General features: G+C 68.2%; 22 protein-coding genes. 5 read left to right on the top strand and 17 right to left on the bottom strand.

The features are described from left to right. Positions 1–4: 4 nt before the first annotated feature. The gene (locus ACFVYA_RS13575) at positions 5–1099 is read left to right on the top strand and encodes a patatin-like phospholipase family protein (RefSeq protein WP_387044897.1); all 1095 of its coding nucleotides are present in this window, start codon (positions 5–7) and stop codon (positions 1097–1099) included. On the opposite strand, the gene ACFVYA_RS13580 is transcribed toward ACFVYA_RS13575, so the two are convergent. From ACFVYA_RS13580 to ACFVYA_RS13590, 3 genes are read right to left on the bottom strand one after another with little or no spacing between them, the layout of a single operon-like run. Then, the gene (locus ACFVYA_RS13580; RefSeq protein ID WP_387044898.1) at positions 1062–3071 is read right to left on the bottom strand and encodes a CHAT domain-containing protein; all 2010 of its coding nucleotides are present in this window, start codon (positions 3069–3071) and stop codon (positions 1062–1064) included. The genes ACFVYA_RS13575 and ACFVYA_RS13580 overlap by 38 nt on opposite strands. Positions 3072–3111: 40 nt before the next feature. Then, positions 3112–4197 (bottom strand): MBL fold metallo-hydrolase, encoded by a 1086-nt coding sequence (locus ACFVYA_RS13585; protein WP_387044899.1) that lies wholly within the window; start codon positions 4195–4197, stop codon positions 3112–3114. A 1-nt stretch (position 4198) separates the two neighbouring features. Continuing rightward, positions 4199–5488, bottom strand: coding sequence for a CHAT domain-containing protein (locus ACFVYA_RS13590; RefSeq protein WP_387044901.1), 1290 nt, complete (start codon positions 5486–5488; stop codon positions 4199–4201). A gap of 879 nt (positions 5489–6367) precedes the next feature. Between ACFVYA_RS13590 and ACFVYA_RS13595 the strand changes: the two genes are divergently transcribed. Then, positions 6368–9166: a hypothetical protein gene (locus ACFVYA_RS13595; RefSeq protein ID WP_387044902.1), complete on the top strand. Its 2799-nt coding sequence runs from the start codon at positions 6368–6370 to the stop codon at positions 9164–9166. 34 nt (positions 9167–9200) lie between these two features. On the opposite strand, the gene ACFVYA_RS13600 is transcribed toward ACFVYA_RS13595, so the two are convergent. From ACFVYA_RS13600 to ACFVYA_RS13630, 7 genes are all read right to left on the bottom strand, one after another. Then, positions 9201–11069: a hypothetical protein gene (locus ACFVYA_RS13600; RefSeq protein ID WP_387044903.1), complete on the bottom strand. Its 1869-nt coding sequence runs from the start codon at positions 11067–11069 to the stop codon at positions 9201–9203. Next, positions 11066–11725, bottom strand: a complete 660-nt coding sequence (locus ACFVYA_RS13605; RefSeq protein ID WP_387044904.1) for a hypothetical protein — start codon at positions 11723–11725, stop codon at positions 11066–11068. Before ACFVYA_RS13605 ends, ACFVYA_RS13600 begins: the two co-directional genes overlap by 4 nt. 187 nt (positions 11726–11912) lie before the next feature. Continuing rightward, positions 11913–12377, bottom strand: coding sequence for a hypothetical protein (locus tag ACFVYA_RS13610; protein ID WP_387044905.1), 465 nt, complete (start codon positions 12375–12377; stop codon positions 11913–11915). A 489-nt stretch (positions 12378–12866) separates the two neighbouring features. Then, positions 12867–13067: a hypothetical protein gene (locus tag ACFVYA_RS13615; protein WP_387044907.1), complete on the bottom strand. Its 201-nt coding sequence runs from the start codon at positions 13065–13067 to the stop codon at positions 12867–12869. A 457-nt stretch (positions 13068–13524) separates the two neighbouring features. After that, positions 13525–14382 carry a helix-turn-helix domain-containing protein gene (locus tag ACFVYA_RS13620; RefSeq protein ID WP_387044908.1) on the bottom strand — a complete coding sequence of 286 codons (858 nt, stop codon included), beginning with the start codon at positions 14380–14382 and terminating at the stop codon, positions 13525–13527. Between the two features lie 843 nt (positions 14383–15225). Next, positions 15226–15513, bottom strand: coding sequence for a hypothetical protein (locus ACFVYA_RS13625; protein ID WP_387044909.1), 288 nt, complete (start codon positions 15511–15513; stop codon positions 15226–15228). A 147-nt stretch (positions 15514–15660) separates the two neighbouring features. Beyond that, entirely contained in the window at positions 15661–16122 is a 462-nt protein-coding gene (locus ACFVYA_RS13630; RefSeq protein ID WP_387044910.1) for a VOC family protein, read from the bottom strand. Positions 16123–16444: 322 nt separating this feature from the next. Here ACFVYA_RS13630 and ACFVYA_RS13635 point away from each other — a divergent pair, with 322 nt between their 5' ends. Continuing rightward, positions 16445–17149 (top strand): hypothetical protein, encoded by a 705-nt coding sequence (locus tag ACFVYA_RS13635; RefSeq protein ID WP_387044911.1) that lies wholly within the window; start codon positions 16445–16447, stop codon positions 17147–17149. A gap of 40 nt (positions 17150–17189) precedes the next feature. Then, positions 17190–17804, top strand: coding sequence for a GNAT family N-acetyltransferase (locus ACFVYA_RS13640; RefSeq protein ID WP_387044912.1), 615 nt, complete (start codon positions 17190–17192; stop codon positions 17802–17804). Here the strand turns inward: ACFVYA_RS13640 and ACFVYA_RS13645 are convergent. From ACFVYA_RS13645 to ACFVYA_RS13670, 6 genes are read right to left on the bottom strand one after another with little or no spacing between them, the layout of a single operon-like run. After that, the gene (locus tag ACFVYA_RS13645; protein ID WP_387044914.1) at positions 17794–18288 is read right to left on the bottom strand and encodes an NUDIX hydrolase; all 495 of its coding nucleotides are present in this window, start codon (positions 18286–18288) and stop codon (positions 17794–17796) included. The genes ACFVYA_RS13640 and ACFVYA_RS13645 overlap by 11 nt on opposite strands. Positions 18289–18341: 53 nt before the next feature. Beyond that, positions 18342–19157 carry an endonuclease/exonuclease/phosphatase family protein gene (locus tag ACFVYA_RS13650; RefSeq protein WP_387044915.1) on the bottom strand — a complete coding sequence of 272 codons (816 nt, stop codon included), beginning with the start codon at positions 19155–19157 and terminating at the stop codon, positions 18342–18344. Further along, positions 19148–19780 (bottom strand): dTMP kinase, encoded by a 633-nt coding sequence (gene tmk, locus ACFVYA_RS13655; RefSeq protein ID WP_387044916.1) that lies wholly within the window; start codon positions 19778–19780, stop codon positions 19148–19150. Before tmk ends, ACFVYA_RS13650 begins: the two co-directional genes overlap by 10 nt. Beyond that, complete coding sequence (locus tag ACFVYA_RS13660; protein WP_387044917.1) at positions 19777–20883, bottom strand: radical SAM protein; 1107 nt, start codon at positions 20881–20883, stop codon at positions 19777–19779. Before ACFVYA_RS13660 ends, tmk begins: the two co-directional genes overlap by 4 nt. Before the next feature lie 46 nt (positions 20884–20929). Further along, entirely contained in the window at positions 20930–21178 is a 249-nt protein-coding gene (locus tag ACFVYA_RS13665; protein WP_387044919.1) for a hypothetical protein, read from the bottom strand. A gap of 8 nt (positions 21179–21186) precedes the next feature. After that, positions 21187–22017: a Scr1 family TA system antitoxin-like transcriptional regulator gene (locus ACFVYA_RS13670; protein ID WP_387044921.1), complete on the bottom strand. Its 831-nt coding sequence runs from the start codon at positions 22015–22017 to the stop codon at positions 21187–21189. Between the two features lie 518 nt (positions 22018–22535). On the opposite strand from ACFVYA_RS13670, the gene ACFVYA_RS13675 reads away from it, so the two are divergent. Further along, positions 22536–23978 carry a helix-turn-helix domain-containing protein gene (locus tag ACFVYA_RS13675; RefSeq protein ID WP_387044982.1) on the top strand — a complete coding sequence of 481 codons (1443 nt, stop codon included), beginning with the start codon at positions 22536–22538 and terminating at the stop codon, positions 23976–23978. On the opposite strand, the gene ACFVYA_RS13680 is transcribed toward ACFVYA_RS13675, so the two are convergent. Further along, positions 23969–24526, bottom strand: a complete 558-nt coding sequence (locus ACFVYA_RS13680; RefSeq protein ID WP_387044923.1) for an NUDIX hydrolase — start codon at positions 24524–24526, stop codon at positions 23969–23971. The two genes, ACFVYA_RS13675 and ACFVYA_RS13680, sit on opposite strands and share 10 nt — an antisense overlap. Between the last annotated feature and the right edge of the window lie 401 nt (positions 24527–24927).

Below are 24927 nucleotides of genomic sequence, written 5' to 3' on the forward strand. Positions count from 1 at the left end.
GATTATGAGGAGCTCACGCCCGCGCGTCGGCCTCACGTTCTCTGGCGGTGGATTACGTGCGACCGCGTTCGGGCTCGGCGTCCTCCGGGCTCTGCATGAACGGGACGTCCTGCGCGACATCACCGTCGTGTCCGGCATCAGTGGCGGCAGCCTTCTCGTCGCCATGTGGGCATACGGCCCAGAGAGCTTCGATGGCTTCGAAACGAACGTCACCGATCTGCTGACCGCCGGTCTGCAAGGGGAGCTCCTCCGGCGTGCGTTCGCGCCGCGGGCCGTTCTGGCCGGCGTCGCCAGCCTCACCACGGCGGTCGCCGGGAGGCCGTTCGGCGGGCGGCGGACCAGCACACGCACCGAGGCCCTGGTCCAGGCCCTTGCCGCCCGACCGTTCGGGCGACGCAAGCTCGGCGACGTCACACATCCCGGCCTCGCGACCGTCATCTCGGCCACTGACCTGGCCACCGGCAACGCGGTCAGGTTCGGCAGCCGGGTGAGCTCGCTGTCCCCGGTCGGAGACATAGCGGACCCCATCCCCGTCGCCGACGCGGTCGCCGCGTCGGCGGCGTTCCCCGCCCTGCTCCCGCATCTGAAGCGCACCTACACCTTTTCCAGACGTGACGGCACGACGGAACGCCGGGCACTGCTGATGATCGACGGCGGGGTCTACGACAACCTCGGCCTCACCCCGCTGCTTCCGGGGCGGTCGGCCGCCCACACCAGCCATGTCTACGACGTTGACTACATCATCGCCGTGGACGCGGGGCAGGGCCGGACGATCCGCACCGCGCCGACCTTCATGGCAGGCCGGCTCAAGCGAAGCTTCGAGATCGCCTACAGCAAGGCCCAGGACGGGACCAGGGCACGGCTTCACCAGGCCGCTGAAGCGGGCACCATCCAGGGCTTCGTCAACCCGTACCTCGCGACCCGGGATGACCGTCTACCGCGTCTGGTCCCGGATCTGGTCCCACAGGAAGCGGTCGTGTCCTATCCGACGAACTTCGCCCGCATGACACCGCGGAACCTGCACCTGATCGCGACGCGCGGCAAACAGCTAACGCGAGTCCTCATCGATCACTATTGCCCCCGGCTCGGCTCGCCCTAGTCTCCTGTCCGTGCCGATTCGGGTGGGGGCCGGGTACTGCTGGGGCGATCCGGCTGCGGCCGTTGCAGTGCAGGGCGTAGGCAAGGCCCAGCAGGTTGTGATGCCGGTCGACGAAGTGCCGGGTCACGCGGAACGCGGCGTCCGCCACAGGGACGCCGTCGAGCAGGTCCTGGAAGAACTCCGTCGCCCAGGCCGCGGCGAAGACGGCGGGGATCTCCACCTCGGTACCGATGACGCCGCGTGCGCCCTTCGCCATGAGCCACGGTGTGAACGCGGCGTAGACCTGGTCCGGCGGAACGGCGGTGGCGCAGGCGTTCAGCACGATCAGCGGCGCGAGGTCGAGTTCCTGATCGGGAGTCCATCTCGTCAGGAGATCCCGGAGGGACACCTTGTGCGGGCTGGTGAGGCCCAGCGCGGCGGTCACCGGATGAATCCCCAGGGGGTCTTCATCCAGTTCGGCGTGACAGAAGAAGTAGACGAGTTCGGCAGGCGGCAGGCCGCCCAGCAGCACGTTCACGACATCGCCCTCGGCGGGCACGGCCACGGTGAGAGCACCGTCGGCTGCCCTCTCACGGCTGAGCCAATTCGTGAGCTGGAGCTCGGTCAGGTCACGGCGGACGCCCCGCCAGGTGTCGATGTCCCGGTTGAGGGCGAGGACGACACGCAACGGGCCGTCCGCCAGCCGGAGATTCTCCGATGGCGGTGGGCGGCGGGTACCCGAACGGCGCGGAACGTAGGCGATCCGGTGCCTCAGCCCGAAGATCTGTGACGGGTCGGCGACGGTGCCTTCGGCGCGCGGGAACCCGAGCAGGTGCCACGGGATGACGGGATCCCGCGCCGTGATCTCCACCCTGAGCGGCCCATGGTCGGCAGGGAGCATGGCGAGTGCCTTCCCGATGGCCGCGAGGTCCGGAGCCGCCCCGAAGAGGCTGTTGAACATCAGGGTTCCGGCGTCGACGAGCGTGGTCATCGCCCGCTCGTACTCGGCCTGCGGGATCCCGATGTCGCGTTGGTGCACCGGATCGCCGTCATCCTCTTCGAGCAGGCCGCGCACGATCGCCCGGAGGGCACGCCGCGGTACCTCGCCGAACTTCAAAAGATCGTCCCGGGAGGCTGGCAGCCACGCGCTGAGACCGTGGGGCACGAGCAGGAGCTCTCTGTCGGTCACCACGAGCGTGGCATCGGCGCCGTCGGTGCCGAACGCCTCGTCCAGCGGCCACCCGATAGCCCGCTCGCGGAGACCGCGAACAGACACCGGAGGCGACAGGTCATCCGGAACGATCGTGACGTCCAGTGTGATCACCTGGATGAACGCGCGGGTGTCCTTCCTGGTCACCACGGCCGTGAGGATCAGGCGCGTCACGCCCGGATGCGGCGTCACCCGAAACCGGGCGCGGTCCGGTGAGGGCCCCGCCGGAGGCAGGACGAGATCCGCCTGGAGCGTCTCGATGTCGGCGTCGCCGCGGAGTTCGACGGTGAGGACAGCGCCGTCCTCACCCGTTCCGGACAACGCGTGGTCCGGGATGTCCGGCGCGTCCGGCGGACGGTCGTCTCCCGCGGCGACGGCGATCGTCAGCACCTGCGCGACGCCGACGCGCCACGGCGTCGCGGGCGGGTGGTTCTGCACCTCGGCCGTGAGCCACCGTTCACCGCCGGGCCGGGCGGACCGTGCGAGGCTGGTGGCAACCTCGTGCGCCGTCTGTTTCCACGGGACAACGGGAGTCTCGGTGTCGGTGCGGTAGTCATGGCGCGCATACGCGGTGGCCAGCGCGGCCCTCAGGGAGGGGTACGGCAGGCACAGCCGCATGATCTCCCCGGCGAGCCGGTGGCTGTCGCCGTCCGTGCCCGCCTTTCGCAGTGCCTCCAGCGCGTCGGTCAGCAGCGGTTCGAGTTCGTCCCACGGCCCCCCGACCAGCATCGGCAGCAGGTCCCACAAACGAGCCAGCTCAGCGACCGCGTCCTGTTCGCTCATCGGCGTTCCTCCCCGTTCAGCGGGCGTTCCTCCTCCCCATTCAACCGACAGGCTCCACGCGGCCGCGGCCGACGGCCAACGCGATCCCCGGGCGTTCGACAGGCGGATGGACTGCGGTGAAGCCGTAGCGACCGCCGAGCTCCGGGTCGGCGTACTCCTCCGTGGTCGGCGAGTGGTAGTTGAACCACACGGTCGCGGGCTCCGGCCGGCACACGATCCGGGCCATCGCCTCACGACCCGGATGACCGAAGCGGGCGCCGCTTGTGGAGATCAGCCAGTGCCGGCAGTCGAGGAGGTCGAGCAGCTCGGAACTCATGTTGTGCCGACTCCCGTGATGCGGCACCTTGCACAGGTCGACCGGGTACCGGCCGCCGCCGTCGCCCGCCAGCCTGCGCAGCGCGGCGGCGAGCGTCGCGGCGTCGGCGTCGCCGGCGAGCAGGACGCGGCCGCCGTCATCGTCCTCGGCCACGAACGCGATGCTCGAAGCGTTGGCGACCGACCGATCGGGCTCAAACACCCGGCGGACCAGCCGGTGCAGGCCGATCGACCGGTCATCCCGCTCGCCACGGAGAGTGTCTGGCGGCGGCCGCTCGACCGACAGATCGGCGTCCACCTCGGCCAGGATCCGCGGCCACCTGGTCCCGAGCTTCGCCAACTGCGCGCGGGCGGGGGACAGGAGTGTGATCCGCAGGCCCGGCAGTTCGACCACGGGCAGGTCGCCACCGCGCGGAACGACGACGGCACTGCCGCCGAACGCGCCGTTCCAGGGCACCGACGTGTTCCGCAACCCGGCCGAAAGATGGTCTCCCTGCACTGGGCCGAGGACGTCAACGTGGTCGCGCCCGTTGAACCAGAAATCGGCGGCGTGAAAGCCGGGCGGCGGATCGTCGACGAGGGCCAGCAGCCCGCCGATGTGGTCGGCGTCGATATGGGTGCACACCACGACGTCAAAGGCGCGCCGATCCTCGGGCTGCCGGTCCACCCGTTCCGCGAGCGCCTTCGGCAGGCGGTTCGGCCGGCCGCGGCCGCCGTCCACGAGCATCCGGCGGGTAATGCCGTCGCGGTCGTTCCATTCGAGCCAGAGGCAGTCGCCGTCCTGCGCGGGCAGCGCCTCCACCCGGATCACCTCACGCTCCCACATACGCGAAGGCGCCCCAGGACCCGAGCGTGTCTTGCTCGCGTCGATCCGGCGGCAGGAATTGCAGGACCAGCATCAGATCGTCCGCCGCGCGCGGCGGCAGCCAGCCGGCGCCCGCGTCGAGCGCCTGCCGGTAAGCCTCGACCTTCTCCCCGTTCGTCGTATCGCGAAGCCACTGCTGCGCCCGGCGCAACGCGGTGACCGGAGCACACCCCTCGTGCCGCCAGAGCCGATGGAACTCGACCATGAGCATCGCGGTCGGCCGGTCGGGCACCTCCCACATCGAGGCCACCACGCCGCCGACGCCAGCCTGCAGCAGCCCTGTGGGCAGCGAGACGACTTCGTCGGGCAGGTCGGTGCCGGGTGGCAGCGTCTCGCATGCGGACAGCACCGCTAGCCGGAGCCGCAACCGCATGGTCAGGAGGTCACGCAACCGCAGGTCGTCGGTCCCGGCCAGGAGAATGCGGCTGTCGAGCGGGCTGCCGAGCTCCGCGATCCCGTGGCAGGCGAAGTGCGCCACATCGGCCTGCTCCAGTGCCGTCCGGACGGCGTCCGCCGTCGCGGCGCTGCCCGTGATGGGCGGCGCGGAGCCGGGGAAACCCGCGACGGCCGCCTCGACCTCGACCTGCGAACGCGTGAGGGGCCGGCCGGGCCTGTCCCGTGGTGGGTCGATGACTGTGACCAAGCGGTCGTCCCGGATCGGCGTTCGCTCGACGTTCGAGCGGGCGGCGGTGAGCGCCCGGGCGTTGGGGATGTAGCTGACCTCGACGTCGTCGAGAACGTAGCGATAACCGGTCGGCCGGGTGCCGTCGGCCGTTCGCGCCGCGTGGATCGGGAGTAGGCCGAGCAGACCGCCCGCCACGAGCACGGCGCTCGAACGGCCATCGAGCGCGGTCACCACCGGTCCCATCACCTCGTCGTAGAGCCACGCCGAGGTCTTCGCCAAGCAGTCCTCCCAGGCCGACCCCTCGGCCTCCGGGCCCGGACGATAGACAGCATGCGCCGAGAGGAACTCCGAAGTGACATCCGAGAGCGCCGCCGTCGTCAGCCCGTCGAGCGGAACGTGTGTGACATCGCCCCCGGACACGATCAGTGCGAGGCCGCCCGGCTCGGCGGCGGTGAGGTACACGAGCGGGTCCTGATCCGCCGCCGCGGCGACATCGTCCATCGTCGGCGTCGCGAGGAAGGTCTCGAACCCGGGGACGCGCTGGATCTCCTCGATGACCTGGTCAAGCTCGTCACGCGCCCGCCGAATCTCGTCCACCGTGGGATCGGTCACGGTTTCACCATAAACCGTGACCACGGCACCTTTCCGCCCGCCTTGCGAGCCGACCGTTACCGCAGGAGCGGCGAAGCCGACGTCCTCACGCGAGCGCTTGCGCTGGTGAGGCTCGCGGTGAGGAAGACATCGCCCGGCGCCCCCCACCGGCCGCGCATGCTGAGCTGGCTCGCGGAGCTGCTGCTGTCGCGCTACGACGCCACAGACCGAGTCGCGGACCTCGACGAGGCCGTCGAGGTGCTTCGCAAAGCGGTCGCCGGCACCGACCCCCGAAGCGCAGTTCGCCCTCCGCTTCGGCGCCGACGAGACGACAGCCTGGATCTGGCCCCCTCATCGGCGACGGCATCCTCACCATCGCCACCGTCGAGCTCTGGAAACCGGCGAGAAGGAAGCGAATGGCAGGCCTGGCTCGCCTTCGTGTTCGGGGTTTCGCTCTCGCTCTGCGCCAACATCGCCTCGGCCGCCGCGCTGAACGCCTTCGGTATCATGGTCGCTGCTGCCCACCCTTGGCCCTACTTCTGGCGGTCGAGCTGCTCAACCGGACCCCCAAACGCCATCGCGCGACGTCTTTTCCCATCACCGCGGGCGCCGAAGAACCTGCCCACAATGAGTCACCCACGGGGTGGATCAACCTGTGGAACAGACCGCCGAGCAGCGGATGTGGGCCTTCTACGAAACCGAGTACCGGCAAGACCGCACACCTACCGGCGCGGACCTTGACCGCGTCGCAGGCACGCACAACTGCGGCCGCCGCATCCTCCGCACGTGGCGAGCAGCGGGTCAGCTGACTTCGCATGCGGAGGCAGCAGCACCGCGGGAGCCAGTTCGGTCGTCGGCGGCGGCGACGGACGAGGTATGAGCAGCTGGCATGCTGGCCGCATGCCGGTCGACGATGCCCATCTCGCGCCGGAGCCAGGACTTCCGGCCCGGACGTGCCGCGCGCTGCGCCAAGCCGAGCTGGACTACCTGCACAGCGGACGGCCCGCGGCGCTGGTCGAGGCCGACGCCCTGCTCAACGGGTATAGCGGCGCGGTCGCCGATGCCACCCGCTGGTGGCTCACGCTGGTGCGGTCGGACGGCCTCGACGGCCAAGGCGACGGCGCAGCCACGGACAGGTGCATCGCGGATGTCGGTCCCCTCGCGGATCGCCACACCGCCTACCGGCAGGTCCTGGCGGCCGCGCTGGTCCGGCGGTGTGCCCGTGACGGCGACCTCGGCGACCTGGACCGGGCGATCGATCTCTGGTTGACGATGAATGCGGACGGCGATGGGAGTTCGCCGCTCCCCGTGTGGCTCGGTCCGGGTTGGCGGGCGATCGAGCTGGGCACGGCCTTGCTCGAACGGTTCCGGCTGCGCGCGACGGTGGCCGATCTCGAAGCGGCGGCCGAACTCCTGGGTCGGGCATCGAAGCGATCCGTCCCACCGGTCGTGCGCGCGTTGCGCATGGCCCGGCTGGCCGCCTGCGACCATGAGGAGTACGGGCAGACCAGGCGACGACAAGCACTGCGCAGGGCCGAGCGCCGCTATCGCAGGGCCGTCAAAGAACTGGGCGCCGGCGCGCCCGCGCTCCCACTCCTGCTCACGGAGCTCGGCACGGTCCTGCAGGACCGTTTCGAGGACGAAGAGCTCCCCGCAGACCTACAGGAAGCCATTTACCTGGCTGAGTCGGCCGTGAAGCTCGAACCGGGCACCGGCTCTGCTCTTGCCTGTCACCTGGCGAACCTGGGCACTGCCTGGGAGATGCTGCACGCGGAGGACATCGAGAACCACCATGCCTTGCTGAAGGCAGTCGACTGCTGGAGGCGAGCTTTACAGCACCTTCCGGCCGGTTCGCCCTACCGACCGGCGTTTCTCGACCGGCTTGCGCACGGCCTGATCGGCTGCGTGAACCGCGGCCTCGCGGACTCCGAAGAGCTCGAGGAGGCGCTCATGGCCGCGCGTGAGGCCGCGGAGAAAGGTGCCTGCTCGCCGCACGGCGCGGCGTATGCCGGCAATCTGGCCGACAAGCTCAACACGCGGTGGAAGTTCCACCGCGATATCTCCGACCTGCACGAGGCGGTCGCCGTCCTGCACGCGGCGATCACTCCTTCCTCGCTGCTGTCCGCCGCAGGTCCCTACCTGGTCATGAATTTGGTGCAGGTGCGCATCACCCGGTACGCCGAGCTCGGGGACCCGGCGGATCTGGAGCGCGCCATCGCCGAGCTCGATCAGCTGGCCGAGGTCCCAACGAGCCGGGGGCAGCGCGACTGGTGGCACGGCGCCCGCGCGCACCTCGAGCTCATGCGCTACGCCCGCGAGGGCCGGTCGGCGCAGCTTGCGGCCGCGATCAGCCATGCCCGCCGGTCGCTGGCAGGCACGCCTCCCGGCTCCGAGGAGTACCTGGCCCGGTCCGGCTACCTCGCCTCGGGCCTGCACTGGCGCTACCTGGTCACCGGCCGCAAGCGGGACCTCGACGCGGCCGTCGCCGCGCTGCGCGGCCGCCGCGATGACCAGGCCACGAACCCCGACCGGCTGGCGGCCTTCCTCCAAGAACGACATGAGCGCTACGGCGATCCGGCCGACGGCCGGGCCGCACTGCACTGGGCCGAGGTCGCTGCGGGCAACGGCGAGCTCACCCTGCCGAGTTCTGCTCCTCTCCACGGTCTGGCGCTCGTGCTGCACGGCCGTTTCGAGATTGCGGGCCGCCTGGCCGACCTGGACGAGGCCGTGCAGCGCTACCGAGACGCGCTTGCCGAGTTGCATCCGAACGCCCCCGTACGGCCGGTGGTGCTGAGCAATCTCGGTATCACCCTGCAGCAGCGGTACATCTACGGCGGCGACGACGAGGATCTCGTCGATGCCATCCTGAATCACGAGGAAGCCTTGGCCGCAGCACCAGCCCGCGCGCCCGACCGCGCGGGACTGCTACACTCGCTGGCCGCGGCCGTCCAGGTACGCGCCGAACAGAACGGGAGTGCGGCGGACGCGGAACGGACAGTTCAGCTCGACGAGCAAGCGCTGGCGGCGTTGCCGGCGGACTCGCCCGAACGCGCGGAGTTCCTCACCAACCTCGCTGCCTCGCGCAGTCTGCGCGCACGTCGCACTTGCCGCCGCGATCACGCCGACCAAGCGGTCGCCGCCTTCCGGGCCGCGCTGGCCCGGCTGCCTGCCGGGCGGCCGCTGCGTTCCCATGTCCTGCACGGCTACGCCCGCGCCTTGGCCGCGCGGTACGACCAGTTCGGCTTGCCCGGCGACCGTCAGCGTGCCGCTATCACCCACCGGCGCGCAGTGACTGCGGCGAGCGCCAACCCTGTTCTCTTGATCGACGCGGCGAGCGACTGGGCCGAATGGTCATCCAGCCAGCGGCGATGGAGCGACGCGGCGGATGGCTGGCTTGCCGCGGGTGCCGCGCGGTGGCAGCTGTTCGGCGTCCAGGCCGATCCCGCACGCGGCGCCAGCTGGCTGAATCGTGCCGAGGAGGCCGCGAGCGCGGGCAGCCTGGCACTGGTGCGGTGTGACCGGCTCCGGGAAGCGGTCGTCATGCTGGACTCGGGCCGGGCACTGCGCCTGAACCAGGCGATAGATCATCGCCTCACGATCGAGCGCCTTCGCCAGTCCGGCCATCCGGAACTCGGCGCGCGCCTCGAACAGGCATTGTCCCGGGTGACAGCGGAAGTCCGGCAGCCGGGCCGTCGTTGACAGCGCCGAAACCCGTCGAGCCGAGGCGAAGCACTCAATCGCCGTCGGCAGCACGGAGCGCACGTGAAAGAAGCACAGCACGGCCGCCTTCAAGCACAGCCACAGCCGCAGCCAGCCGGTTCAGCTTGCTCAAGGCGTAGGCGCCGCTCGCCGGTAGCGCCTGCGCGTCACGCAGCCAGCCCTCGCGATGGGGCCGGGCCTGCTGATCGTCGACCAGGGTCGCGACGACGCCGAGTCCGCGGACAGCTGCTTCGGCCACAGACGGCCACTCGCATCGGCGGATCGCGGCGGTGCACCAGTTGCGCGCGGCGGCCACGGCCGTTGCTGGATCTGTGGCCTCCGAAAGGACCCCCCTCAGCAAGTTCACGCCGTCCGGGTGGTCGTCGTCCCGGTTCCGCACGCAGAGAGCATCGCCGAGGTTTTGCCGGAAGCGGAACCGGGCCGGGTCGTCCGCGCCGAGCGCAGCCAGCGCCCGGCGATGCATCGCGACCGCTTCGTCGACCAGGCTCGGATCTGCCCGGCGGCGACCGCTCTCGAGGAGACAGGCACCGAGCAGGCCGAGCCTGCTCGGCAGGTCAGGCGCCTCTGGTTCCGTGCTGCCGAGCGCGGCGCGGGCGGCCTGCACTGCTGTCTCGAGCCACTCCGCCTTCCCGGCCCACCGCACCTGCTCCAAGGCGACGAGGGCGAGGGCCGCCCGGCGCCGCCCGGCGTCCGGGGATTCCTGCGGTTCCGCGTCGGCCGCCGCGGTCAGGAGGTCGACGGCCTCATGGAGGTCATCGGGACGGTTGAGCCGGCGAGCCCGCTCTCGAAGGGCCGACGCGAGATCCGCCAGCCGGTCGGGAAAACGCGGAGAGCGCGTCGGCGTGACCTCGACCGCAGCGCGGTAGTCCGTGATGGCCTGTTCCAAACACGCGACGCGGCCGGTGGCGTCGTAGACCTCCAACGCTTCGGCGGCGCGATTGACCAGCGCGGCCGATCGCCGCATGGTCGCGCGGACCGGCGCTGCCGATGCGAACGCCCTCAGGTCGCTCGCATCGCCTCCGAAGACTTCGGCTCTCCGCGCCAGGACCGCCCGCAGGTTGCCGTCGAGGTCGTCCGGCTCCGCAGCGCGGCGCTCCAGCAAGAGCGCCGCCGCGCGGTCGAGGACCTGCTTGTCCCCTGTCACCTCGAACAGTTCCCGCAGCGCGACTGCCAGATTGGTTAGCACGACAGGCTCCCGACCTCCCGGCCCTTTCCGAGCAGCCTCGAGCAGCGCAATACTCCCAGCCAGGTGGTCCTTGCCGGCGCCGGCAAGGAAGCGTTCGATCCCGACCACAGCGAGGTGAGCACGTCTCCGTCCCAGGCTCTCGGCCTTGACCTCAGTCAACTCGACGGCCTTCCCGTAGGCCGCTTCGACAGTGTCGAGCCGCCGGATTTCGCCGTCGATGCAGTACCGATCGACCGCCGCATGTCCGAGGTTCGTCGCGGCCATGGCGAGAAGGTCACGGGGCAGACTCGCCGTAGCCACTACCGGAACCAGCAGGTCGCAAGCGTCGGCGAGATCAATCGGTTCGCCACGCTCGCGGAGGGCAGCTCCCAGATTCGTCGCAGCCCGGGCATGCGACGCCACGTCCGGTGCGAGGTCGACTGCATGACGGAGACCGGCCACTGCCTCGGCCAGCAGGTGCGGCACTTCGGCTGCCGAGCGGTCGTGCTGGGCAAGGCGCAACGCCGCAGTGCCGGCCTCGATGCGGATGGCGACCAGATAGCGGAGGTTGATGCCCGGTTCGCTCTTCCTCAGCGCTTCCCGCCATTCGGCCAGAGCCCCCGAGATCGACGCGCGGTCGCCGGTCTTGGCGTAGGCACCGCGAAGCGCGAGGGCACGCTGCACATGCGCCGCGACGACCGCATCCGGTTCGCTCATCGCCGCAAACGCCAAGCCGTGCGGGTGTTCTGCGCACTCTCGAGCCGGGTGACGCCCTCGACCGCTGCCTGGTAACGATCGGCCAGGTCGGGGCGCGCGGCGCGCAAGGCGTCGACCGCGACCTGCTCGGCGGCGATGACCTCGGACAGCAACCGCGCCCTCCCCCATTCGAGCCGGACGACCACGTCCGCCGCCCGTCCCGTGCGGTGCAGCGCGATCGCCGCGGCGGATCGGCTGACGGCCTGGCCGGCCCAGTCGTGCCGGCTCGAGGCCCACTCGGCCCAGGCGTTCGCCGCACGCAGGGTGACTTCGGGACTGCACGTGCGCGCCGCCCGGCACGCAGCGCGGTATGCCTCGGCCGCCTCGGTGCTGGTGATCCCCAAAATCCCGTCGGCGCAGGTCGATGGCCAATCGCAGGGTGTCCGCCGTACGGTGCGATCGTACTCGCCGACCAGGTGCGCGGCGAGGTTCGACGCGGCCGCGGCCAGCTCCATGCGGTTGCTCGTCGTGCCCGGGGAGCACCCGTACGCGGCGCCGATCTCGGCGTCGCCGGCGTGGACGAGCGGAAGTTCGACGGACCAGCCATCCCGGTCCGGCTCGACGGTGGGCTGCTCATGGGGTGCGTAGCTCGGACCAGCGTCCGGTCCACTGAACACGAAAGAGGTGTCGGGTGGTTGGTGACCCCGCGCGGGACCCGGCGCGTTGGTCGCGGGGGCGTTGGTGTCACGGAAAGTGACGAACAAGGCGCTGACGTCATCCGGACTTCGACATGAGTGTGCGTCTGGCTGTCTGCTGTCGACTGCCCGGAGGCGCATATTTCTACGGTGCCACCCGGGATTTATTTTAATTGAAGCGGCTGACAATTTCCTCTACCTCGGCGCCAGTCAATATCTCACTCCTATCAAATTCTTCAGCCACGGCTCGAATTGCGGACCAGTTGGCAACGATGAGATCAGCTGCTGCACGCCGTGCGTTAAGTAAGGTCTTGCCGGCATGTTCGGCGCACTTTTTCGCTCTATCCCAGTCCGATCCTGATCCGGTCTCATGGTATAATCTATCTGTTGCGAAGGTGTCTTCTTCTGCAACGCTGGCAGCTTCTGCAGTGTCGATGTAGTGGTCTCCGGCCAGCGGGCCTGCCGCATAGGCAACCGCATGTTTGTAATAATCTGCACAGCCTCCTGCGACAGGCTTTACTCCGCCGTGGCCGCCCTCTTCGAATTTTTCGAGACTCATCCGCTCGATTGGTATACCGAGCTTGACCATCGCCACCGCATGGCCTGATTCGTGGTGTGCAAAATACTTGAGCATGACTCAAATATACAGGATTAGCAAGAGTCAGAGGTCGGACGCGCCGCCTGCATCGAGTCTCACCGAAGACGGCTGTGTGCACGCGCTCGTATTGGCCTGAGCGTGCGCTCACCGGAGCTGCAGATTTCGCCTACCGAGTGGTGGGTGGTATGGGGCAGGCGATCCCGCTGTACGAGGCGACCCTCGCCGATAGCGAGCGGGTGCTAGGACCGACCACTCCACAACCAGGACCATCTGTTCGAACCTCGAGAGGGCGCGATCGACCTGAGCAGCCACCGTGGTCATTACAGAACCGGTCGACAGTGGCGCCGAACATCCGCTCATCGTCTTATGAGATTGCGTTCCGGCGATCACCGAGTTCAGGCGACTCGTCTGGTCAGGGCTACGCAAACCTCTGTGTGGCCCTGACCTGCGGATTAGGCAGGCCAGGGCCGGAGATTGTGGGCCGGCGCTCCCTTTGATCCCACGGGGGAGGCGCCGGCCCACCGGTTACCGATCCGTCAGTGCCAGAGTGATTCGAACGGGCTTCAGCCTGGGCGTCGTGGCAAGGCCCGGCAGGACCATGGAGATCGCCAGCGACCCGTCGGGCTGACGGATGGCCGTGGCTTGCTGCGGCCAGGGAGCGATGGCGTAGGCGGTCTTGCCCGTGGCGACCTCGACGATCGTCACCTGCCCCATCAGCGGCAGCACTCCGTTGATCCGCTGAAGGTCGACCTTGACCCGGTAGGTGGTTCCGTTGCCGGGAACCGTCGCCGTGCCGGTGACTTTGGTCAGCGCTCTGCCGGCCTGGCAGCGGGGGCCTTGATAAGTCGCTAGGGTGACGTCGAAACCTCAGTCTGCACGAGCGGCGACGCTAGTCACGGTCTTGTCGTGCGCCCCGCCTGGTGGAGCGGAGCAGCTAGACCAAGGCGGTGCATTCACCTTGGCACTGGACTGAGAGTGACTGCTGCGGGTTCGAGTCTGATGGTTACCGGTCTTGTCGTGGTTTCGTCAACTAAAGGGCAGAACGACGTTAATTCGTGGTATGTCACGATCTCTGGGCGCATTGCTACGGATGGTGACGTCGTCACGACTTGTTGTTCAGAGGTGGCCGCGTTGCTGTGTGAGGTCGTTCGTAGCGTTTACTCCTGTCCGGAAGTGTTATGTGTTATTCCCAGTTCCAGATTATCCCCATTCGAGCACCCGGCGGCAAGTTCTGGGCCTCCAATTCGACATAGCCGGCCGAAGAAATGTGTAGTATCTGGCGCGAACCTGGTCTTGGCTCGTCAAACATGTCTACATCGGATCCGCCAATATATCCCCAACATTTTTTTGGGACACTATCAGCTGCAAACTGCACGCGAAAAATTAGCTCGCGAGCCCCTTGGGATGTAATTGTCACCTGGGAGTAGTCGGTAAATCCAGGAGCGTGATCATAGTTATTTCTGGTGGCGAAGAACCCAACCTCGCCGTTGTTCAGAGGCGACGCCAACAGTACTTCTACCAGGAGTGCAGCGCCTTCTTCGGGGAGTTTTACTTGCTTGACTTTGCCGATTGAGCAGTTGAGGTATGGCTCCACGTTGACTGCGCCGCCGCCGTGCTCATTGGCTAGCCCGGCACTTGTCGAAGCTCTGACAATATAATGATCTACCGAATCTCGTGTCGCCCTAACCCATCGCTCAATCGTCCGAAGTTCGCGAGCGCCCCGGTTGCCGATAAAAGAGGTCACTACCATGCGTTCGAGATAAACCGGATCCCAGAGGTCACTGCTGTTTTCTTCATCTCGTTTCGCTGAGATTCTCTGTGTCGCCACCCACAAGCTTCGCACTTCTTCCAAGTTCCCCGAAAGGAAACGGCAGACTTTCTCGACAATATCCCACGCCGGAACGCGAGCCCCTCTGAGCAACTCGCTGACAGTAGTATGACTGACGCCGCCGACCGCTTGGGCGATCTTGCGGGAACTGGGCTTCCCTGCGAGAAGGTGCAACTCGCGCAGAGTCAACGCCAACGACTCCTCGGGTGTCACATGATCACCTCTTCCAAGCCATGGGCCGCATTGTAACAATCGTAAGACCGTTGGATTGTTGTAAGATTCCGTACTTTACGTGATCTTACAACGATGGCATCGTGGACGCTATCCGTCGCTGCGGACGAGGGGAGCCTCCGATGCCTAGATCGACCCAACCGTCACCGCACAGCAAACTGCCTCGAGCGTTGGTCACTTTTGGTGGCGTAGCTGTACTGTCCCTAGGTTCGACGGTGTGCCTACTGGCATCGATGGGCGGCGAGCCGCTGACGATGGTCGTTCTGGCGTCGCTGGCAGCGATGGCGACGTTGATGAACACTTTGGTCGCGGTTGCGACGTTTCTCGCAAGTCATCCACGCAACGCACAGTCGCGAGATGTCAGCCGCACGGAAGAAGCACAACGAGGCGACTAGAGCCTGTTTAGATGTGCTGACCAGCGGAGCTTCTTGCTGGCGTTGTGGGTGTGGGTTACGGCCGCACGCTCGTCGCGGCAGCGGTCGCTCGCGCCCCGACCTACGGGTGGACGGCCCTGCTGCCCACGGGGCCGGTGGCGCAGTCATTCCGCGCGCGGATTGCCATGCGCCGCGCCGGAATGCCCTGCTTCCGACGCGGCGGGCGTGGGTGACCGATGGGCCTGGCCGTGCGGGGTGCGCGACTGGGCGACAACTTGACGACGCGAGCGAGCTCGCTGTGGCCTCTGAGGCTCTTGAACGACCGGCCGGGACCCGGACGGTGGTCCGGGCGTCCACAGCGGCAAGGTCGCCGGAAAGGTCAAGCCCCAAGGACGAGCCCAAAGACGGCGGCAAGGAGAAGCGCCGCGTCGGGCGGTGAACCCCCGGGCAGCTAGGTGGTCCTGAGGTGTTCGGGGAGCTCGCCCCGGTTCCAGCGCATCGCCGTGTGCAGCGCGGCGATCAGGGCTTCGTCGTCGGCGAGGGTCGGCGTCTCGCCCATCGGCAGCCATACCTCGTGGTCCACCACGCCGTCTTGAAGGTGCGACACGAGGATCCCGGGATAGGAAAGCTCGTCGACGCGGTGGCTCGGCTGCGGGTCACCAGGAGACGCGGCGGTGTGGCCGAGGGTGACGGTGCGGGGTTCGACCTGCACCAGAACCCGGCGTGAACGACCGTTCATCACGGTGGGCCTCCCGCGACGTGCCAACGAATGCATTCGGCGGGCTGCTTCACCGGTACGTGATAAATCGCCGGAACGCCGCGGCCGATTACACCTGGCTGCTGTGAGCCGCGCCATGGGACCGTAGTCCGGCCACCCGCTTTGCTGTCAATCCAGGCAGAACTCGTTGCCTTCGGGGTCGGTCATCACGATGAACCCGGCGCTGAGCGGCGGTTCGGGCTCGAAGCGGCGTACCCGGGTGGCGCCGATGGCGATCAGTCGTTGGCACTCTGCTTCGAGTGCCGCCATCCGCTCGGCGCCCTGCAGGCCGGGGGCGGCCCGGACGTCGAGGTGGACTCGATTTTTCGCGGTCTTGCCTTCCGGGACCTGCTGGAAGAACAGGCGCGGGCCCTGACCGTCGGGGTCTTCGATCGCGGAGCTGCTGTTGCGCTTATCTTCCGGCACACCGGCCCGGTCGAGGAACTCGTCCCACGCGGCGAACGGGTCGGCGCCCTCGGGCAGCTCGACCCCGGGCGGCGCCGGGTGGACGTAGTCCAGCACCTCGCGCCAGAACGCCGAAAGCGCTCGCGGGTCGTGAGCGTCGAACGTGACCTGGACGTGTCGGCTCATCGGGGTTCTCCGTTGATCGTCGGGCTGACGTCGCCACCTTGCCACCGGAACCGGACAGGAACGGTCCTCAATTCTTTCGTGGTCTGGAGAAAACGATCGAGCACTCTCGGCTGGCGACTCCCTGCGGTGACCAGAGCGTGTGCGCCGGCTCGGACCAGGGCCGCGGGTGTCTCCATCGCAGGGTGACGTCGGCTGGCTCGGCTTGACAGCGGCCGCGCCGTCTCGCAGGATCCGAACAAGTGTTCGATGAATTCGGGTTCGCTCGCGGCTTCCCCTCGTGGGCGTCTCCGGTGCGTGTTCGTGGTGCTGGAGGTGCGTGGTGGTGGCGGTGCCGGACGCGGTGGCCGGGCTTGCGGCGATCCCCGGCGTCCGCATCGCCGCACAGCTCGGCGAGCCGAGCCCGGATCCCTCGCCGTCCGTCGGGTCGCTGCCAGTAACGCCCGCGCTGGCCAAGCTGGTACCAGACGGTCTGCGACGCGGCACAACCGTGTCGGTCTCCGGCTCGACCGCGCTGGTACTGGCGTTGCTCGCCGAGGCAACCCGGGAGGGATCGTGGGCAGCGATCGCCGGCATGCCCGAGGTGGGCGTGGTAGCCGCCGCCGAGCTCGGCGTCGAGCTGGAGCGGCTCGCGCTCATTCCCGACGCCGGGGCTGAGGTCGCCGCCGTGCTGTCTGCGCTGATCGACGGGTTCGACCTCGTCGTGCTCGGCCCGGCGATTGCTCGCGGCATGCAGGCGCCGCTAGCGCGTCGGCTGGCCGGACGGGTTCGCAACCGAGGTGCGGTGCTGCTGGCCGCCGGTGCGGGGCCGGGCGCGGACGTTGAGCTGGGCGTGTCGAACCGCCGGTGGCGCGGTCTCACCGATGACGGCTTCGGCCACCTGGAGTTCCGTGACGTCGTCGCGACTCGCCGCGGCCGCGGTGCCGCGACTCGCCCGAGCACCGTCGCCCTGCGGCTTCCGGGCTCCGGCGGCGCCGTCGCCGCTGGCGAGGAGTCGGCCGGCCATGGACTGCGTGAGGTCGCTGGATGATGCGCCCGTCGATCGGGGCGGGACCGGTACGAGGTGCTCGATGATCGGCGAAGCCGTCCGCTCGGGCGCGCGCGGGGAGTTCGGTGCGCTGGTCCCGGTCCGGCCAGCGGTCAAGGAGATCAAGACATGCCTACGTGGCCACTGGCTCACCCTGGATCTCTACGCCAAGCTCGCGCCGTTCAGCCAGCGCTACCGGCTGCACGGCTGGCTGTGCGAGGTGCGCCGCGGGCAGGAAGCGTGCGAGCCGAATGCTCGGCGCCTCGCTGAGTGGGCGCTCCTCGACGTCACCGTCCAGCACCCGCCCGACGCGGCGCCGACCGGAGGGCTCGTCCTGGTCGCCCATTCGCCGGCCGCGGGAACGCTGGCCGGTCGAATCGCACTCCACCTGGACGGCGCCGAGGTCGGCTCGGTGAGGGCGAGCCCGTGCGGGAAGTGCCGGACGGCGACCCTCGACTACGTCCACGTCGCCGCGGGATGCCGGCGCCTCGGTTTCGGTCGCACGTTGGTGGCGTCCGCGGAGGCTCGGGCGGCGTCCTACCGGTGGACGGCTCCGCTGCCGGACGGCCCGGTGGCGCAGTCCTTCCGGGCCCGGATCGCCATGCGCCGGGCAGGTCCGCCGTGCGCCCACGTCGGAGGCGCGGAGTTCAGGCGATGAGCGCCAGGGGAGCGAGCGGGAAGCGATCGTCGAGCACAGCCTGCAGGAGATTCGGCAGCTCGGCGGGCAGGAGCTTGTCGCGGCACGTCGAGACCGCGGCGGCCGACCACCAGCGGCGCTCGATCAGGCCGGCGCGTTCGTTGGCGGTGTGGCGGAGGGCGACCTGCGGTGCGTCGTGGTCGGTGCGGGCGAGGTAGACGTGGTCGAGGCGGTGGTGTTCGCGGCCGCGGTAGGTGAAGCGGCTTTCGCGGGTCCAGAGCTTGCGGCCGATCTCGTCCAGGACGAGCCCGGTCTCCTCGGCGATCTCGCGTCGAGCGGTGTCCTCGAGTTTCTCGCCGGGGTCCTGGCCGCCGCCGGGGAGTTCCCACCAGTGGTGGCCTGGGTCGTCGGGGTCGCGGGCGTGGATGAGCAGGACTTCGTCGTCGCGGTTGAGGAGCAGGACGCGGGCGCCGACCCGCAGGGCCGGTTCGCTGGCGACGGTCATCCGGTGGTCCTCGTGCTCGGCGGCTCGGTGGCGGCCGGGCACGAGTACCTCGGTCAGAACAGCGTTGCCTCGCGGTCCGCGGCCGGGTCGGACGTTATCAGCGGCGCGGTCGCGGTCAGCGTCAGCGCGACGGCGAGTCCCGAATGGTCCGTGAGAGCCGGGTCGCCGCGACGGGTGTCGTGGACGTACGAGCAGCTGGTGAGGTGGGTGAGGAGCGAGGTGCTGGCGTGGGCGTGGTCGTAGCGGTAGCCGAGGTCGGCGCGGCGGGCCCAGCTGTGCTCGACTGCCGTCGGGTGCAGGGTGCGGAAGAGGTCGGTGAGGCCATGCTGTTGGGTCAGTCCGGTGTAGAACGCGGTCTCGAAGGGCGCGAACTGCCCCGGATGCGGGGGCACGTGACCGGGTTCGAGGACGTTCAAATCGCCCAGGAGCAGGGTGGGGGTGGCGTCGGCGGTGGCCTCGTAGGCCTGGTGGAAGGCGTCGATCCACGCGCGCTTGCGGGTGGTCTTCGCCTCGGTGGCGTCGCGGGAGGGAACGTAAGCGCCGAGGATGCGCACCGGGCCGCGGTTAGTGCCCACGACGATGCCGGCCAGCCGAGCAGGGAGGTAAGCCATCGCGGCCCCGATGGGGTCTACCGCGGCCTCCAGCTTGGCCAGGAGCATGACGCCGCGTTCCTTATCGGGGTGCTCGGGGTAGATGACCGACCAGCCGGCGTCGCGGTAGGACTCGGTGATCAGCTGGGTGCCGGGCCCGGAGCCGGTCTCAGTGAGCACGAAGACGTCCTCGTGGCGGCGGGCGAGCCAGTCGCGTTGGCGGCGGGCTCGTTCGATGGCGGGGTTGCCGACGTTGAGGGTGAGGACGGTCAGGGGCATGCCGGGCTCTCCGTGCGGGTGCGGTGGATCAGGTCGACGATGGTGCCAGCCGTGGCGCGGGGATCGTCGGCGCACTCGATCATCTCGACGGGCCAGCCCTGGTCGCGCAGGAACGTCATGGCCGCCAGGTAGCCGAGGGTTTCTCGGAAGCTGCTTCCTGGGGTGCGCTCGAAGCGGCTGTGTCCGCCGCGGGCGCGGAGGCGCTGTTCGACGTCCGCGGGTGGAGCTTTGAGCGCGCACACGAGGTCGGGGCGGTAAACATCGTGGTTGAGCGCCCAGACGACATCGAGCGGGATGTCGTCGAGCCCCTGTAGGACCAGCGATGATGCCGCGTACCGGTCGCAGAGCACGATCTTGCCCTCGGTCAGGGCCGGGAGGATCTCGCTGGCCAGCTGGTGGTGACGGTCGGCCGCGCAGAGGCAGGCCAGAGCCATGTCGCGGTAGGTGTCGGTGCCACGCCGAGCCAGCTCACCCAGCGGGGAGCGCGACGGCTGGACGGCGGCGTGCACGGGAACGCCGTCCGCTCCGAGGAGCTCGGCAACCAGTGCCGTGATCGTCGTCTTGCCGACGCCGCCGGGACCTTCGAAGGCGACCAGCTTGCCCGGCAGCCGCGGCGCGCTCATGCGACGTCCAGGGGCAGCAGGCGGCGGGCCTCGGCGGTGACGGGGCACTGCTCGGCGTCGACGTCGCCGATGCGTCCGCCCGCGGCGACGACCGCGGCGGGGCAGCCTTTGCCGCACCGGCGTTCGAGGCTGCAGGACGTACAGGTCGGATTTGCGCCGACCTGGAACCGCTCGTGGAAGCGGTACGCGTCGAGGCGGGCGGCGATGTCGCGGTCGGTGAAGATGTTGCCGACGATGAAGTCGGTGTCGGGGTGGCGGGAGACCGGGGTGCGGGCGGCAAAGACGAGGTAGGGGCAGACGGTGACCTCGCCCGGCGTGAAGACGTAGATGATCGTTCCGGCTTCGCAGCCGGCGAGGGGTTTGCCGTCGGTGTTGGGGAAGCGGATGTGGGCGATGTCGAGGTCGGGCCCGTCGAAGGGCGCGGTCAGTTCGAAGATCTCCTGCATGTGCATGGTGGTCTTCGCGAGCTTCCGCTGGGACTTCACGCCGCGGCCCATGCTGCCCAGCGGGTTGAGCAGCACGTAGCGGGCGCCGTTCTCGCGGGCGAACGCGCACAGCTGCACGTACTCCTCGTTGGCGGCCAGAGAGTTCGGCGTGCACAGCAACCCTTGCAGGAGTCCGGCCGCGGCGAGTTTGCGGACGTTGGCCACGGTCACGTCGAAGGAGGCGCGGTCGCCGCGGAACAGGCCGTGGGAGTCGGCAGCGAACCCGTCGAGCGAGACGTTGACGTGCACCGCGGCCGTGGCGAGCTGCCGGATCAGTTTGTCGTCGAGCTCGGTGGCGTTCGTGCAGATGCCGACGTCGATTCCGGCGTTGCGGAAGGCGTGCACGATGCCGAGGAAGTCCGGGTGAACGGTCGGCTCGCCGCCGGTCAGCGTCACCCGGCGTACCCGGGCGTCGGCCAGCCGAGGGACGACCTTCTTCACGACCTCGGTCAGCGGCATGTCCTTGCCGTGCTTGGTCGCGGAGACGAAGCAGTGCGCGCAACGCAGGTTGCACCGCTCGGTGATTTGGACGAGTGCCTTGCGGTACGGGGTGTCGACGGTGGTGCGGAAGTAGCAGCTCGACGCCTGCTCGTCGACGGCGATCGGACGGACGGTCATCGTTGACTCCTTTTGGAGATGATATGGACGGCTGTGGTAAGAAAAGTCAGTTGCGCCCCACTCTTTGTTGCCACAGTGGAATGCCGCGCTGTTGCCGGACGATCGCGTCGCAACGTTCGCACTGCCGGGGGATGCTGTGATGCTGTCGCTGGCTCAACGGCAGGAATGCCGCGAAGCCTGTGACACCGCAAAGCATGGTGATCGCCTCGCCCGCGGCGGGGATGCCTTCAAGGCGTGCGTGGTGCCACACGCCGTCCATCACCGGGTGGATCATGAGGGGATCGATGTAGATCACCGCGGCTGTCATGACACTTGGTCCCACGAGAAGCTGCCCAGCGCGTCGGCTGTGGCTGACTTGCTGAGAGCCTCGTGCTGAAGGGCTTCTGCGGTACCCGAGTACTTATCGAGCAGCGGCTTCTCGGTGAGGTAGGCGTTGCAATGAACGTTCTTGAACGCTACCGCCATCGACGTTCGTCGGCTCTCGTAGAGAGTGAAAGCGTGAGACGGGTTCAGTCCTTTCGCCTTCGTTGGCACGATTCGGACGCTGACGTGGTGCAGACTCGCCACCGTTCGGAGGTGTCGAACCTGCCCTTCTGAGTCAGCTTCGCTGCTCGCCGCACGTACGGCTTCCTCGCCGATGAGGAAGAGGTAGCGGCGGGGACCGTTCAGCATCGCTTGCTGGCGAACGGCACGCTCAAGTGGTTCAAGTTCTCCGCTGCCGGGCGGCTCCTCGCCCGTGCTCGGGTCGCGATCGAAGTGTTGCCGAAGCCGAAGTTGATCGGGAAGGTAGAAAGGGGACCATTCCACCACGCGGTCCGACAATTGCTCGTATGTCCACATCAGACTAAAAGCCTGCATGTCTTCATGTGTGATGAGGTTGTCGTCGCGAACCTGTTTGGCCAGCTTGATGAGTTTCTCGTACTCGGCGCCGCTGATCCCGAGGAAGCCGAGAATGTGGGCGACGTCGGGTGCATGGGGGACGTGGGTTCCCAGCTCCAAGCCAGACAGGCGCGCCGGTGACATGCTGAGCTTGTCAGCGAGTCGGCGCAGTCCGATCTTCCGCCGTTCGCGTTCCTCGCGGAGGCTGGCGCTGACGAGCAGCGCAGCGGGGCGGCGGATGGTTGGCAAAGACATGGTTGATCTTTCTGCAGGTGGTCGTGGTAGTTCTGCGGTCGCAAGCGAGGGTGTGGCCCGGTTATCGCCAGCGCTCCGGTAGTTGTCGCGGAGTGCCGAACTTCGGCCAGAAGGCTTCGAGTACCAGCCTCGCCGCTTGGAGGTCCATCTCGGTCAGCTGCTCGCCGTGTTCGCGCGGTCGCCTGAGCTGCCGGAACGCGGCCCCTAGACGGGTCGCGGCCTCCGGTCGGGGAGCTGTAGGCAGCGACGTTCGCTCCGACGCGGTAACCCGGACTCCGGGCATGGCACCTGATTCGTGGGGGACCTTATTGTCACTGTGTGCCACTGCTGTTGCTTGCATAGGTTGAGCGTGCAGCGGAAGGTTTCGGCCGCAAACGACGTCGACGTATGAGTTTCAGCAGGTAGGAGTCGTGTGGCACCGGATTCCATACATCCGGAGGATGAAATCCGGCACTGTGTTGTGTTCGATCGAATACACTGCGTGTCAGGTAGTGGGTAGGAAGGGAACGACCGTGCAGATGCCGACGAGAAGGTGCGAGAAATGCGGCGCGCGCCTGGCTCGTGACCGCGTGAGCAACCACTGCGGACCCTGCATCCGCTTGTTGATCGCGAACGAGGCGCCACCCCAGACGGACACTTTCTGGGCTGCGGAAAGCATCAGCGCTGCGCTGAAGGCTCGTCACTTTGGCCGGCTTTTCGCCGCCTACCGCAAGGAATCCAACCCGCACGTGTCCCAAGCCGCGCTCGGCCGGTGGCTCGGTCTGACGCAAGCGCAAGTCAGTCGCCTGGAAGCGCCGGGCGCCCGCCCTCCGAGCAACCTGGTGAACCTCGAACGCTGGGCGAAGGCCCTGCAGGTTCCCCCGGAACTGCTGTGGTTCAACGTTTCCCATACCGTCGAGGAATTGGCCGGCGCAGGCGACGACATTAGCCTCGGACGCGTGCAAAGGCGACAGTTCTTCAAGACCGCAGGTGTCGGTGCCACGGCGCTCGGCGCGTCATTGCTCGGTGCCGGGCCGGCCGTCGCGGCCAGTCTGCCCAAGCCCCGCAGCACGGACGTCGAGATCGTGCGCGACATGACAGCGACGTTCCGCCGTCTGGACAATCGATTCGGAGGCGGACACAGCCGCGCGACGACGACCATCACGAACTATCTGACATCGACCGTCACGCCGATGCTGAGGGACACGACCAGAAGAGCTGGGGCACGGGAAGAACTGCTCGGTGCGGCCGCCGAACTGCACCAGGTTGCCGGCTGGATCGCGTTCGACGTCGGCAACGCCGCGGAAGGACAGCGGCGCCTGCGCGATGCGTTGAAGCTGTCGCAGGACGCGGGCGACGATGCGCTCGAGGCCGAGATGCTCGCGGCGATGAGCCATCACGCCGCATTCAATGGTGCTCGCGAGGTCGCCGTCGACATGGCGCTCGCCGCGAGGCGTACGTCGAAGAGGTCGGGTTTGGCCGCTCTGCAGGCGGAGGCTGCGGTGCTCGAAGCGCACGGCCATGCGCTGCAGGCCAACCCCTCAGCTTGCTTCGCGGCTCTTCATGAGGCCGAACGCGCCTTCGAACGCTTCTCGCCCGGCGCTGGACCGGCGTGGCTCAACTACTTCGACAGCGCGTATCTCTCGGCTAAGTTCGCTCACGTGTTCCGAGACCTCGGTTCCGCGGCTGAAGCCGAGCAGTTCGCTCGCCGGGCACTGGGAATGGACGACGGGTACGAGCGAGGGAGGTTGTTCAACACCGCGTTGCTTGCGTCGACGTTGGCCGACCAGGGCCGTGTTGACGAAGCGTGCGCGGAGGCCACCGCCGCGGTGCGCATGAGCGAGCAGGTCCGGTCGATCCGAGGTGGTGCCTACCTCGCCGACGTCGGTCGTCGACTCAGCCCCTATCGCGCCGATCGGCGGGTGCGTGCGCTCTACGCGCAAATGGAGGACGCCGGCGTGCCGACCCCGGTTCAGCGGTAGAACGCGAGGACGTGGAGCAAGGCGACCTGTGACGCCGCGCCGACGATCTCACCCTTGGTGATGCGGTCACGGACCGAGTCGAGCGGTATCCAGGCCACGCGCTCGGCCTCGTTGATGTCTTCGGGCTCGCCGACATACTCCGCTCCGTGGGCCACGAACAGCAGGTTCTCGGCGTCGGCGCTGCCGACGGTGGGCTGCATCGATCCGAGCGGCTCGACGTTCAGTGGCCGCCAACCGGTCTCTTCCTCGACCTCGCGGATAGCGGTCGCCGCGGGGTCCTCGCCTGGGTCGACGTAGCCGCCAGGCAGCTCCCAGACCCACCGGTCGATGATGAACCGGTGCCGCCACATCATGAGAACGCGGTCTTGGTCGTCGAGGACAGCCATCATCGCGGCTTTGGGCATGCGGAGCACGTACTGCTCGAACTTCACGCCGTCCGGTAGCTCGACCGAGGCAATGCTGAGGCGGAGTCGGCGAGTGTCGTCGACGACTCGCTCGCCGTGGATCGTCCAGCGTGTCAGCTCTTGCCCGTTCGATTCGGTGGCCACATCACGAGATGTTACGGCGTTTGTCCCGGGTGCGCGCTGTCTTCGATGGCCCTGCCTCTCACGCCGCCGGGAGCTCGATGGGCTGCCTTCTGACGATCACCACTCGACGTTGGCGGAGATTGGCCAGGTCAGCGAGCAGGTCGTCCAGCGTGACCAGCAGGTCCGCTGATAACTCTGGTGCCAGCTGGCCGGCCTGCCGCCGAGCTCGGCGCTTCCGCGCTCGTCGCCAGCTCGATGACGTGACCGCTGTCGACGCCGAGGTACTCGTAGAGCTGGAGAAGCTCCGGCGTAATCGTCGAAGCCTGAGCTCGTCGCGCTGGCGTCCGTGCCGGGACCATCCGCCTTCGCCCGCCCGCAGGCAGGTGCGATGGTCAATCGTGGCAACGCCCGCCTCGGTGGCC

The organism is Amycolatopsis sp. NPDC058278 (genome assembly GCF_042881395.1).
GTDB lineage: Bacteria > Actinomycetota > Actinomycetes > Mycobacteriales > Pseudonocardiaceae > Amycolatopsis.